A 12,391-nucleotide genomic window follows, 5' to 3' on the forward strand; every position below is an offset into this window, starting at 1 on the left:
GTCAGGCCCCCTGGCCGGTGGTCGACACGGAGGATGGGCGTCCCTCGGCCGTGAGCATGCGTTCGAGTATCCGGCGTACCCACATCCCTCCGGCGTCGATGTTGAGGCTGTAGAACTCGTGGTCGGGGTTGGCGTCGATGGCGCGCTGCTGGGCCTTCAGCATGTCTTCGTCCTCGCCGAAGACCCCGTGCACCGCTTGGCGCAGCTGGGTGGTGATGGTCTGGCTGTCCACGCGGTAGTTCCGCATGAAGGCCCAGAAGTAGTGGGAGGTGCGGTCGGTCTCGGGGGTGATCGTGTTCATCACGTATCCGTTGACGCCCTGGCTGCGGTCGCCCTCGGGCGCACCGGTGCCGGCCTTCGCCACGCCGACGTCGATGCGGATGGTGCCCGGTGCCTCGTACTTGATGATCTGCCAGCGGTCGACCTTGCCGGAATAGCCCGGGAACTTGTCGCGCATGTTCTTCAGCCAGAACGGAGGGGCGTCGATGTCGCGCATCCACCGGGCGACGGTCACCGTGTCGCCCTCGTGCGTCACGTCGAACTCGGCCTCCGACAGTTCCTCCTGGCCGATGCTCGAGGAGTGCACGAATTCCTCGTGGGTGAGGTCCATGAGGTTGTCGAGGACGAGCTGGTAGTTGCAGTCCGCGTGGATCGTCTCCCCGTCGCCGGCCCAGGCGGGATCGTCCATCTGATGCATGTCGGGCACGGTGTTCGGATCGGCTAGGTCCGGATCGCCGATCCAGACCCAGAGGTACCGGTAGCGTTCGACCAGGGGGTAGGAAGGGACCGCCGCGCTGGGGTTGATCGTCTCCTGCGCGGGCATCCCGGTGCAGCGGCCGGTCGAGTTGTAGCGCAGACCGTGGTAGGGACACTGCAGCTCGTCGCCCAGGATCTTGCCCTTGGACAGCGGGCCCAGCCGGTGCCAGCAGGCGTCGGCGAGGGCGACCGCGCGGCCCTCTGTGTTGCGCCACAACGCCAGCGGTACGCCCGCGATCGTACGGGCCAGTGGCTGGCGGCCGGTGACCTCGTGGTCCCAGGCGGCGACGTACCAGGCGTTGCGGGGGTAGTTGAAGATTTTCGCTGCCGCGGTGGTCGGTGTGGCGGTGTCTGGCGGGGGAGAGACGAACAGGGACATGGGGACTCCCTATGAAGAGTGGTGTCTGGTGGGGCGGGTCACGACAAGGGCCATGGCGTCAGGCTGTGGCGTGCACGGACAGGGACTGTGTCAGCGCTCACGCAGGCGGGCGGCCATGCGGTCGAGGGTGGCGTGCGCGCTGTCGAGGCCCACGAGGTTGAGGTGGCCGTGCATGACGCCTGCCGAGAGCGCCTGTTCGACGTCCACCCCTGCGGCGCGGAGCTGGTGGGCGAAGTGTTCGCCGCTGCTGCGTAGCGGGTCGAATTCGTCGTTGTCGATGTAGGTGGGTGGGAAGCCGTCCAGGTCCTTCGCCAGGCCCGGGAAGGCGTAGGAGGATGCCGTCTCGATCGGCTGGTCGCCCAGGTAGGGGTCGAACAGCTGGTCGAGGAGCTTGCTGAGCATCTGGAAGGGGGCCGGGAGCTGGGCGAGAGCGGCGGTCAGTTCGTCCGAGGGCTCGGGCAGCGGGGCGTGGAGCACCGGGTAGATCAGCATGGTCTGCCAGGGGGCTGTGTCCTCGTCCCGCAGGCGCAGTGCGGCTCCGGCTGCGAGGCTGCCGCCGGCGCTGGCTCCTCCCAGGGCGATGCGGGCGGGGTCGATGTCCAAATCCGTCGCGTTGTCGCGGACCCAGCGGTAGGCGGCGACGGTGTCCTCGTGCGGGGAGGGGAAGTGCACGTCCTCGCCGCACAGGCGGTAGTCGACGGAGACGACGACGGCGTCCGCTCGTCCGGCGATGCCGCGGGCGGTCTCGTGGGCCTCGGGCATGTCGAGGTCACCGCCGACCCAGGCACCGCCGTGCAACCACACCAGACAGGGGCGCGGGGTCTGCGCGTGACTGGTGGGACGGTAGACGCGCACCGGGATCTGCGCGTCCGGCCCCGGGATCTCCTGATCGTTGATCGCCAGGTCCCACGCCTCGGACGGTCCGTAGGGCTCATCGAGCGGCTGGAAGTCGCCGACCGCGAGGTTGTCGGCGAACGTGGCTATCCGACCGGCCAGTTGAGGATGGAGCGTGTGCTGCGGACGCGTCGTCGTCATAGATGTCTCCTGTGGCAGGGGCACTGTGCTCAGGCGGTGATGCCGTCGCCGAAGCGGAACGCCGGGTTGTGGGTGTCGAAGGGGGCGTCGGGTGCGCTGGCCTCGACGGCCGTCATCGAGGAGGGCAGGTCGAAGGGGAGAAGCCCTTGTGCGGTGGCGGCGCCGGTGAGGATGTCGACAACTGCGTCGTCGTCGGCGCCGAAGTCGACGAGGAGGGCCGCGGCGCCTGCCGCGATCTCCGGAATCACGGCGGCCCGGTCGAGGTAGAGGACCACGACGGTGGGGACCGTCGCGCACACGGACAGGATCCGTTCGCGCTCGGGTGCCGGGAATTCCAGGGAGCCGGCGTGGAACATCGCCTCGAAGCCTCCGGGGCGCGGTTCGTAGGGGGCTTGCAGGCGCAGCACCGCGGCGTCGGCGTGTTCGGGGGAGTCGACGGGCCGCCCCAGCCGGGCAGCTGCCTGGGCCGATAGGCCCTCGGTGTAGATACGACGGTCGGCGGGGGCGTGGTGCAGTGCTGCAGCAGAATTTGCCGGGGCTGCGGTGAGGCGCGTGATGGCCGCGCGCTGGGTGGCCTGTCCGAGCCGTATGTGGTCGGGGTGTCCGACGACTTCGAGGGCTTCGTCCTCGTCGAGGAAGGGGTGGTCGAACAGGCCGAGGGCGAACTTCTCGGCGAGGAGCCGGCGCACGGAGGTGTCCAGTCGGCTCTCCTCCAGGTCACCGCGTTCGACCAGGTCGGCCACCAGGTGCGGCACGCTTTCGCCGCCGAACTGGTCGGCTCCGGCGTGCAGGGCCCGCAGGGTACGGGCGTGCGGGTCCAGGTGCTCCAGGCCCCAGGCGCGTGCGGGCACGGGCTGGCCGAAGATGACCGCGTCGGTGAGCAGGCCCCAGTCGGTGCAGACGATGCCGTCGAAGCCCAGTTGCTCACGCAGCAGGCCGGTAATGATGTCCCGGTTGAAGCCGAAGGCGACCTCCTCGAAGGGGGTGCCCACCGGCATGCCGTAGTAGGGCATCATCTGCCGGGCTCCGGCCTGCAGCGCGGCGATGAAGGGCTGCAGGTGGTAGTCGAACTTCCCGTCGGGATAGATCTGTTCCTTGCCGTAGGGGAAGTGCGGGTCCTCGCCGTCCTTCTGCGGGCCGCCGCCGGGGAAGTGCTTGACGACCGCCGAGACCGATGCGGGGCCGAACTCCTCACCCTGCAGGCCGCGCAGGTAGGCGCCCACGAGTTTGCCGGTGAGGTAGCTGTCCTCGCCGAAGGTCATCCCGGAGCGGGACCAGCGGGGCTCGGTGGCCAGGTCGATCTGCGGGTGCAGTGCCACGCGCAGGCCGGTGGCCAGGTACTCGCGACGCACCACGTCGGCGTACTGCTCGACCAGGTCCTCATCGCGCAGGGCGGCCAGGCCGAGGGTTTCGGGCCACTGGGAGAACGCGCCGGCCAGGGCGGCGGTGCCGGCGTTGGAGGAGAAGGAGTGGCGCGGGTCCGTGGAGAGCGTGACCGGGATGCCCAGCGGGGTCTCCAGCGCCGCTTCCTGCAGGCGGTTGTGCCAGCGCACGTGGGCCCGTACGTCGTTGATCGGTCCCACGAGGTTGAAGTGCGTCATGCGCAGGTTCTGCACGGCGTCGACCGTGGCGGGCCTGCCCAGGAAGTTCTCCGGACCTGCCAGGTGCCCGTCGGGGCCGGGCACGACCATGTCGTGGAAGAGCAGCCCCGCTTTGTCCCGCAGGGTCATGCGGGCCAGGAGGTCCTCGACACGGTCGGCTAGCGGGGTGGTGGCGTCGCGGTAGACAGGCGCGGCGGTGGTGGTCACGGTGCTCCTGGGTCGGGGCGCTTCATCGGCGGATGCCGCTGCTGCGGCGGGGCGGGTCACGTGGCGGAAGTGGTGCGGTACTCGAAGCGCTGCAGGTGCGCGCTGGCATCGAGGGCCTGGACGCCTACCACGCGGCCGGTGAAGCCTCCGGCGACCTCGCTGGAGAGGTAGCGGCCCTCCAGCGTGGCGAGGACGACTTCCTGCTCGCCGTCGAGGTGGCCGAGGTCGATCAGGTCCGGGTCCGTGGGCAGCGCGGGGTGAGAGGAGACGGCGGGCCTCGTGCGGATGAACAGGTGCACCGCAGTGCCGTCGCTGCCGCGGGGGCTGTGCGCGACGCTCTGGCCGAGGGTCCCGACTTGGGCCCGGGCGGTCACGCTGGTGGCGTCGACATCCAGCGCGTACCAGTGGGAGTCGTCCAGGCGCAGAGCGAACCGGGCTGTCGCGCCGCTGTCCGTGTCGAGTGTGACGTCGACGCGCCAGTGCTCGTCGCGGGTGCGGGTGAGCAGCGCACCGGTGTGCTCGGCAGTGGCGTCAATGCGCAGACCGCCGTCGGGCGCGGGGGCGGTGAAGTCTGCCGGGGACCGCCGCGGGGAGATCCAGCGGGGGTGGAGTTCCGGGGTGTCGAAGGTGTCGGTGAAGGAGTGGTCGGCCGCGGGGACGCTGTAGCGGTTTTCGTCGATGACGGGCCAGTCGTCCTGCCAGTCGACGCCGACCAGGAACGACTCGCGGCCGTTGACGTGGAAGCCGGGGCCACCGCCACGCGGGCGGACGCCCAGGTGCACCATCGACCACTGCCCGTCAGGGCCTTCGACCAGATCGGCGTGACCTGTGTTCTGCACCGGGTGGTCGGTGCTGCGGTGGGTCAGCACCGGGTTGTTCGGGTGGGATTCGAAGGGGCCGCGGGGGGAGCGGGAGCGGGCCACAGTCACGGAGTGACCGCGCTCGGTTCCGCCTTCGGCCAGGAGCAGGTACCACCAGGAGCCGCGGCGCAGCAGATGCGGGCCCTCCGGGCTGGCGAGCCCTGTGCCCGACCATAGTTGGCGGGGCTCTTCGAGGAGCCGGCCGGTGGTGGTGTCCAGGGTGGCCTGGACGATGCCGAACCAGCGGGGATCGAAGGAGGTCCAGGTCAGGTAGCAGGTGCCGTCCTCGTCCCAGGCAAGGTCCGGGTCGATGCCGATCACTCCGGGGACGTACCGGGCCGGTGACCAGGGGCCTGCCGGGTCCTCCGCGCTGAGCAACAGGTGGCCGCGCTCGACCTGGGCGCTGTTGGTCGTGATCAGCCAGAACGTCCCGTCGTGATGGCGCAGCGTCGGCGCGCACACGCCCAGGCTGCTGGCCGCCTGGCTCACATCCAGCTGGTCGGGGCGCTGCAGCGCGTTGCCGATCTGCTTCCACGAGAGCAGGTCCGTGCTGTGGAAGAGGGGAACGCCGGGCAGGTACTCGAAGGAGGAATTCGCCAGGTAGTAGTCCTGGCCGACCCGGCAGATCGAGGGGTCGGGGTAGAAGCCGGCGACGATCGGAACCGCGGGCGGGCAAGGCCCGTCGGTGCCGGCGGCCTGGTCCTCGAGGGCGGATTGCGTGGCCATGGGTACTCCTGGTGGTGAGCAGACTGAACACTGATCGATTGTTCAGCTTTGGGGTGTGGACACTATAGGACCGCCCCCGCCCACCGTCCACCATTCGCACCGCGGCAGCGATGTATCCTCCTCGGCATGCCGTCGCCGGAGCAGGAAGCCGCTGAACCGGCCGCCCCGACCACGGGCCGGGCGGCCCGCGGCCCGTACAGGGCCGGCCGTGCGCGCCGACGCGAAATCCTTCAAGCCTCCACCGAGGTGTTCGCCCAGGACGGCTACCGAGGCGGATCGCTGCGCGACATCGCCGGCGCCATCGGCGTCTCACCCGGCGCGATCCTGCACCACTTCGGTTCCAAGGAGCAGCTCCTCGTCGCCGTCCTGGAGGACCGCGACCTGTACTCCCGCGACACCGTGATGTCGTTCATGGACTCCGGACGCGTGATCGACGGCATCCGGCACATCGTGATCGACAACGAGCGCAGCCCCGGGCTGATGCGGCTCTACACGACGCTCGCCGCCGAGGCGGTGAACACCGAGCACCCCGCGCACCGCTACTTCGTGGACCGCTACGCCATGCTCGCGAGTTTCATCATTGAGACGCTCGCCCGCGAAGGCCACGAGGCGCCGCCGGGGCAGACGTTCGAGGACACTGCCTCCCTCATCCTGTCGACCATCGACGGCCTGCAACTGCAGTGGCTGCTCAGCCCGACGTTCTCCATGATCGGCAGGTTCGACGCCATGCTGGCAGCCCACGGCCTGCTGGATCTCAGCGGCCGCGCCTGAAGCGTCCGGGGCTCCGCCCCTGCCGTCCTCGCGCCCCTTCCGTCGCCTGGCCGCGCAGCCCAAACCCTGGGCGTCCGCTCCGCGCAGGGAGCCCGGCGCGTCGGTCGCGGCCAATTGGCACCCAAGCGCGCAAGCCGCTGACAGTGCGCGGCAGATCCACGCCGGCGGCCCCATTTACACGAGGCTTCGAGCGGGGCGGAGAGGGTCGGCCGTCAGCGAACTGCATCGGCGCAGTGCCGTATGGGCGGTCTGACCGCGCAGCCGCGTGCGTCTGTTAATGGCGGCCGCACGTGGGGGCATAGGCGTCGGACAGCGGCCCGGTGCGTGGGCCTGAATCTTTGCCCGGCGGAAGGTGTCTCGTGCCGAACCAGGAGTGATTCCCAGGCCGGTCTCGGTGCCGCCAGGCCATGCGAGCTGACCGTCGCCGCGCCCGGCGACCGGGTGCGGTAGGCGTCGGGGATGTGGACATCGGACTTCGCGGGCGTCTATGTTTGAAATTCAACACTGCACACCTGTTCAGTATTAGTGAGGAACGAGGACGCCATGACCGCGACCGGCCTTGCGGACGCCTTCGCCCCGGACGACCGCGACGTCCTGCGCACACTGTTCGACACGATCATCCCCGCGGACGAAGAGACGGTCGGTGGCTGGGACGGCGGAGTGGCGCGGCTCCTCGACGAGCACCTTCAGGACTTCATGTCCTGGGCCCTGTCGCCCCTGCGCCACGCCCTGGCGGACTTGGAGAAGGCGGGCTTTTGTGACACCGCCTCGTCCCACACCGCACGCGAGCGTCTCCTCGCAGAACTCCCCGAGCAGACTCTCGGGGCCCTGCTGCGCATCGCCTACGAGGGCTACTACGCCGGCACGTCCGCGCCGGCCGGGTGGACCACCACCGGCTTCACGCCCGTCCCGCCCGGTGTCTCCCCCCTCGATCCCGACCCGGCCCTCACGATCCGGCCCGAGCACGTCCGCCCCCACTACGACGTGATCGTCGTCGGTGCCGGGGCCGGCGGCGTCGTTGCCGCCCGGGAGCTGGCCGCCGCCGGCCGCGACGTGCTCCTCGTCGAGCGGGGCGCCAACCACCGCAACAGCGAACTGCGCGGCAACCACCTGCAGGGCAAGCGCGCCGAGCTCTACCAGGTCACTGCCGGCGCTGGCCAGGGCGACCTGCGCATCCTCGAACAGCCAGACGGCACCACCACGACCCTCACCGGCAGCGGCAGCGGACAGGCTTACGGGCTGAACGCAATGACCGTCGGCGGCGGAACACGCCTGTGGCAGGGCATGGCCTGGCGGTTCTACCCCGAAGACTTCAAGATGGCCTCGACCTACGGAGTGCCCGCCGAGAGCACACTCGCGGACTGGCCCTTCGGGTACGACGAACTGGCGACCTACTACGACCAGGTCGAACAGCAGCTCGGCGTCTCCGGCGATGCCACCAGCCCCATGGCCGCCCGCACTCCCCGCACCGGCCCATACCCGATGCCCGCCCTCCCCGACGACATGGCCCGGGCCCGCTTCGGGCAGGCAGCAGCCCGTCTGGGCTGGGACACCTCCCCGATCCCCTTCGCCATCAACAGCGTGCCCCGCGACGGCCGCGCCGCCTGCGTCCGATGCGCGCAGTGCGTCGGACACGCCTGTCCGGTCGACGCCAAGAACGGCACCCAGAACACCTTCCTGCCCCGCGCGCTCGCCACCGGCAACTGCTCGCTGCTCACCGACACACGCGCGACCCAGATCACCCACGACGGCCACGGCCGCGCCACCGGCGTCCGCCTCGTCACCCGCCACCAGGACACCTCGCTGTCGTCGGAACTCCAGGTCACCGCCGACGTCGTCGTCGTCGCGACCGGCGCCATCGAGACCCCCCGCCTCCTGCTCGCCTCCGGGCTGGGCAACGAATGGGTCGGCCGCAACCACCATTCCCACGGCATCGCCATGGCCAGCGCGCTGGGCGGACCCCACGTCAAGTCCACCGACGGACCGGGGCACTCCGTCGCCACCGTCCGCTTCGTGCACGGCCAACAAAAGGTCTGGGGCGGAGGCGTGATGTTCGACCTGCCGGCCCCCTACCCCCTGCTCAAGGCCCAGGTCGGCCAGTTCGCCTCACCGCCCGTCCGGCTCGGCCACGCCCACAAGGCGTGGATGCGCGACAGCCGTGTGTTCCCCGGCGCCCTGTCCATGGTCCAGGAGATCCCGCACGCCACAGCCCGCGTCGGCCTCGATCCCCAGCGCACCGACGCCCTGGGGATGCCGGTGGCCCGGCTGGCCGGCACACCCCATTCCGCCAGCGTCGAAGCGGCCCAGTACATGGCCGACCGCTGCCGCGAGTGGGTGGAGGAACTGGGAGGTGAGTCCATCTTCACCATGGCCGTACCCGGCGCACCCCAGGGAGCCGAGCACTCCGCCGGAACAGCACGACTGGGTGCCGACCCCCGCACCTCCGCCTGCGACCCCACCGGCCTCCTGTGGAACACGGCCAACGTCTACGTCGCCGACGCCTCCCTGCACCCCACCAACGGCGGATTCAACCCCGCGCTCACCGTCATGGCCAACGCCATGCGCGTCGCGCAGCTCATGCCAGAAACACGTCGATGAGCGACACCGGCCGTCACCAGGCCCACACCCCATCACCCGGCCATCCCCCGGCACCCGACCGACAGACCACCAGAGGCGGCACCGCATGACCCACGAACCTGCCCAGCACTCCGCCGACGCCCCTCTGCGCCTGGGTGTGTTGGGCGCCGCGCGGATCATCCGGGACGCCCTCGTCCGCCCCGCCCCCCACGTCCCCGGCCTGGAGATCGCCGCGATCGCGGCCCGGGACCACGCCCGCGCCCAAGCGGCCGCCACACAGCACAAGATCCTCCGCACCCACACCGGCTACGACGCACTGCTCGCCGATCCGGAGATCGACGCCGTCTACGTCCCGCTCCCCGTAACCCTCCACGAGCACTGGGCGAAGGCTGCCCTCGATGCCGGCAAGCATGTGCTGGTGGAGAAGCCGTTCACGGCCAACGCCACCCAGGCCGAGCACCTGGTCGCTGCCGCCGAGAGCTCCCCGACGGTCCTCATGGAGGCATACCACAGCGGCCACCACCCGCTGACCGGGCAGCTGCGCAAGATCCTCGACTCGGGGGAGATCGGCACCGTCCGCTCCGCACGGGCCGTCTTCTGCGTCCCCGTCCCGCCCGGCAAAAACATCCGCTGGAACCTCGCCCTGGGCGGCGGAAGCCTCCTCGACGTCGGCTATTACCCCGTCAGACTGCTGCGCGAACTGTTCGGTGAACCCACCGTCACCCAGGCCCGAGCACGACAGCGCGGAGGCATCGACCGCGCACTCGAAGCAGACCTCCTCTTCCCCCATGACATCGGCGCAACGATCGTCTCCTCGCTCTGGTCCCGTCGTCTGTTCGCCTCGAAACTCGAGGTCACCGGTGAGCACGGACAGATGAGCGTCTCCTTCCCCTACCACCCGCAAATGGGCGCCAAGATCACCCTTCGCACACCTGACGGGCGACGACGGGAACCTGTCGACCGCACCTCCACCTACGTCCTGCAGCTGCGCGCATTCGTCGACGCCGCACGCAACGGCGCGCCCATCGGAACCGACGCGCCGGCCGCGCTGCTCCAGATGCAGGCCCTGGACGCGATCTACCGAGCAGCAGGCATGTCACCGCGGGGCCTGGAATGACCCCGCACGCACAGCCTCGCGGACGTCGCACTCTTGCGCCCCGCCTCGCCCTCTGACCTTCACCTCCGCCCGTCGACCCTCGAGCCGACCTGATCCGCCCGACGGGGCCCAAGCCGCCGGATACGCGAGCCTGACCCTCGCGTATCCGGCTCACCCGCCTCCCCGCCCCGGCCCACTGCCCACGGCCACTCGGTGTCCCGCTCCCGATTTCCGCGCCCACGACGCAGGCCACCGCGCCCGCCAGGCACGCGCATCTGCCGAACCCGTGCCACTGCCCACGACCACGACGACGGGCCGCACCCGGTGCAGGGCACGACGCCGGGACACTCTGCGCGAACCTTCGCCCCGGCAGCACCGGCCGCCCCCCGAAGGAACCGGCCCTTCAGCCGATCTCCTTCGACAGAGCCCTGCCGGCCGGGACTACCGCTACGGCAGGATGATCGAATGTCCCCCTCACACATCCCGCGCGGCGGCCTCTCCAGGGTCCAGTCGCCCGCCCGCCACGGGTGCAGAAGGGCAGCACGGCCTCGAGTCATCCTTCGCACGCCGCGACAGCGAACATCCTCGAGCGGCCATGTTTTCCACTTGGCGGGCGTCCTGGGGCACACGGCCTTCACCTCCTTCAGCATCCTGCCTCGCACCCGCCCTCCTTTGACAGGTCCGCCTATCACCACCTTCTAGGGGCACGCCCTGCCCCCTTTACCAGAGAAGGACTTTCCCGCCCATGAGTTACGACATGCAGTACGCGCACCTGGGCCGCTCCGGACTGTTGGTCAGCCGTATCGGGCTGGGCACGATGGACTTCGGCCACACGATCGACGAAACGGACAGCTTCGCGATCATGGACGCCGCACGCGAGGCGGGAATTAACTACTTCGACACCGCGGACGTCTACGGCGGGCCGCAGTCACCCAACATGGCCCAGGGCTACGGCCACTCGGAGGAGACCATCGGCCGCTGGCTCTGGAACACCGGACGCCGCGATGAGATCGTCCTGGCAACCAAGGTCTACCAACCCATGGGAGAAGGCCCCAACGACCGCCGCCTGTCGGCCTACCACATCAAGCGCGCCTGCGAAGCGAGCCTGCGCCGCTTGAACACCGACCACATCGATCTCTACCAGATGCACCACATCGACCGAGCCACCCCTTGGGAAGAGATCTGGCAGGCCATGGAACAACTCGTCCACGAAGGGAAGATCAGCTACGTCGGGAGCAGCAACTTCGCCGGCTGGGACGTCGCCCTGGCCCAGAGCGCCGCCGCCGCCCGGCACTTCCTGGGCCTGACCTCCGAACAGAGCCTGTACAACCTCGCCGTACGAGCCACGGAACAAGAACTCATCCCCGCCCTCCGCCACCTCGGCATCGGCCTCATCGCGTACAGCCCCCTCCACGCCGGACTGCTCACCGGCATCCAGCCCACCCTGCCGGCCAGTCCGTCGGCCGACGAGCGCGTCGCCCGGCTCCGCCCGCAGCTGGAAGCCTTCGAAGCGCTCTGCCGCGACCTCGGCCGCCCCCCAGCCCACGTGGCCGTTGCCTGGCTCCTTCACCGCCCCGTGCTCTCCACCACCGTCACCGGCCCCTTCACCGTCGAGCAGCTCCACTCCACCCTCGGGGCGCTCTCCGTCCACCTCGACAACGACACGATCCGCCGCCTGGACGACATCTGGCCCGGCCCCGGAGAAGCCCCCCAGTCCTACGCCTGGTGACTTCCCCTCCCGCACCGGGCACCCCGACGCTCCACGGCACCCCAGCACAGCAGGAAACGGCCCGGGAACAACCCGTGCTGTCCAAACACATCCGACTCAGAAAGTCCAACAGCCTCGGACTGACCATCCGCTGCGAGCCGGTCACCCCGGTCAGTGGGTCATTCTCGTGCTCAGTCCCGCTCCCCGGTCGCAGGCGCAGCCCTAAAGAACTCGAAGCGTGGCTACGGGTGCAGACTGTCAGTTGTCTGAGCGGCGAACTCGCGCGCACGCTCTGCCCCAGTCGCCACCAGCAGCAGGGTTGAAGCACCACTACGTCCAAGAACCCACGGACTCGCGCGCTTTCGGCCGCGAAGCCCGATATGGGCTACCTGACTCGACGAGGGTGGTCAGTATTCCGATCGCGGTCACGAAGGTTGGCACTTCAGGTCAAGAGCTGACACGAACGCCAGCGGCGAGATATGCGACGGAATGGACCCCGCTCTTCCAGCCGGCCCAGTTGATAGTGGACCGAGCTGGCACTGGTGAGGCCGACCCGCTCGGCGACTTGGCGGAGGCTGGGCGCCTCACCACTCTCGGCTATCGCGGCGTTGATCGCCTGGAGGATGAACTCCTGCCGTACTCTGAGGGGAGCGTCACCGGTCATGCCGGTCTGCC

The 12,391-nt window shown here is 69.8% G+C and carries 9 protein-coding genes; 4 read left to right on the plus strand and 5 right to left on the minus strand.

The features are described from left to right. Nucleotide 1: 1 nt before the first annotated feature. The 4 genes from ACHFIV_RS11655 to ACHFIV_RS11670 form a co-directional block, all read right to left on the minus strand. Complete coding sequence (locus ACHFIV_RS11655) at nt 2-1,135, minus strand: aromatic ring-hydroxylating dioxygenase subunit alpha (protein ID WP_398966591.1); 1,134 nt, start codon at nt 1,133-1,135, stop codon at nt 2-4. Between the two features lie 90 nt (nt 1,136-1,225). Then, nucleotides 1,226-2,170, minus strand: a complete 945-nt coding sequence (locus tag ACHFIV_RS11660; protein WP_398966594.1) for an alpha/beta hydrolase fold domain-containing protein — start codon at nt 2,168-2,170, stop codon at nt 1,226-1,228. A 29-nt stretch (nt 2,171-2,199) separates the two neighbouring features. Further along, a complete protein-coding gene (locus tag ACHFIV_RS11665; protein ID WP_398966597.1) occupies nt 2,200-3,978 on the minus strand; it encodes a glycoside hydrolase family 3 protein in 1,779 nt (592 codons plus the stop codon). A 56-nt stretch (nt 3,979-4,034) separates the two neighbouring features. Then, on the minus strand, nt 4,035-5,564 hold the full coding sequence (locus ACHFIV_RS11670; RefSeq protein ID WP_398966600.1) for a glycoside hydrolase family 43 protein: 1,530 nt from the start codon (nt 5,562-5,564) through the stop codon (nt 4,035-4,037). A 126-nt stretch (nt 5,565-5,690) separates the two neighbouring features. Between ACHFIV_RS11670 and ACHFIV_RS11675 the strand changes: the two genes are divergently transcribed. The 4 genes from ACHFIV_RS11675 (at nt 5,691) to ACHFIV_RS11690 (ending at nt 11,737) form a co-directional block, all read left to right on the plus strand. After that, a complete protein-coding gene (locus ACHFIV_RS11675; protein WP_398966602.1) occupies nt 5,691-6,335 on the plus strand; it encodes a TetR/AcrR family transcriptional regulator in 645 nt (214 codons plus the stop codon). A 543-nt stretch (nt 6,336-6,878) separates the two neighbouring features. Beyond that, nucleotides 6,879-8,933, plus strand: a complete 2,055-nt coding sequence (locus ACHFIV_RS11680; protein WP_398966604.1) for a GMC family oxidoreductase N-terminal domain-containing protein — start codon at nt 6,879-6,881, stop codon at nt 8,931-8,933. An 85-nt stretch (nt 8,934-9,018) separates the two neighbouring features. Beyond that, nucleotides 9,019-10,029, plus strand: coding sequence for a Gfo/Idh/MocA family protein (locus ACHFIV_RS11685; RefSeq protein ID WP_398966607.1), 1,011 nt, complete (start codon nt 9,019-9,021; stop codon nt 10,027-10,029). Between the two features lie 724 nt (nt 10,030-10,753). Continuing rightward, entirely contained in the window at nt 10,754-11,737 is a 984-nt protein-coding gene (locus ACHFIV_RS11690; protein WP_398966609.1) for an aldo/keto reductase, read from the plus strand. Nucleotides 11,738-12,158: 421 nt separating this feature from the next. Here ACHFIV_RS11690 and ACHFIV_RS11695 read toward each other — a convergent pair whose 3' ends face one another. Beyond that, nucleotides 12,159-12,380, minus strand: a complete 222-nt coding sequence (locus tag ACHFIV_RS11695) for a LexA family protein (RefSeq protein ID WP_398966611.1) — start codon at nt 12,378-12,380, stop codon at nt 12,159-12,161. Nucleotides 12,381-12,391: the final 11 nt, after the last annotated feature.

The organism is Streptomyces sp. ALB3, from assembly GCF_044385685.1.
Taxonomy (GTDB): Bacteria; Actinomycetota; Actinomycetes; order Streptomycetales; family Streptomycetaceae; genus Streptomyces.

Excerpts from the sequence above, each read along its gene's own strand:
- ACHFIV_RS11655 (WP_398966591.1), bottom strand. The coding sequence starts at position 1,135 with ATGTCCCTGTTCGTCTCTCCCCCGCCAGACACCGCCACACCGACCACC.
- ACHFIV_RS11660 (WP_398966594.1), bottom strand. The coding sequence starts at position 2,170 with ATGACGACGACGCGTCCGCAGCACACGCTCCATCCTCAACTGGCCGGT.
- ACHFIV_RS11685 (WP_398966607.1), top strand. The coding sequence starts at position 9,019 with ATGACCCACGAACCTGCCCAGCACTCCGCCGACGCCCCTCTGCGCCTG.
- ACHFIV_RS11695 (WP_398966611.1), bottom strand. The coding sequence starts at position 12,380 with ATGACCGGTGACGCTCCCCTCAGAGTACGGCAGGAGTTCATCCTCCAG.
- ACHFIV_RS11690 (WP_398966609.1), top strand. The coding sequence starts at position 10,754 with ATGAGTTACGACATGCAGTACGCGCACCTGGGCCGCTCCGGACTGTTG.
- ACHFIV_RS11675 (WP_398966602.1), top strand. The coding sequence starts at position 5,691 with ATGCCGTCGCCGGAGCAGGAAGCCGCTGAACCGGCCGCCCCGACCACG.
- ACHFIV_RS11680 (WP_398966604.1), top strand. The coding sequence starts at position 6,879 with ATGACCGCGACCGGCCTTGCGGACGCCTTCGCCCCGGACGACCGCGAC.
- ACHFIV_RS11670 (WP_398966600.1), bottom strand. The coding sequence starts at position 5,564 with ATGGCCACGCAATCCGCCCTCGAGGACCAGGCCGCCGGCACCGACGGG.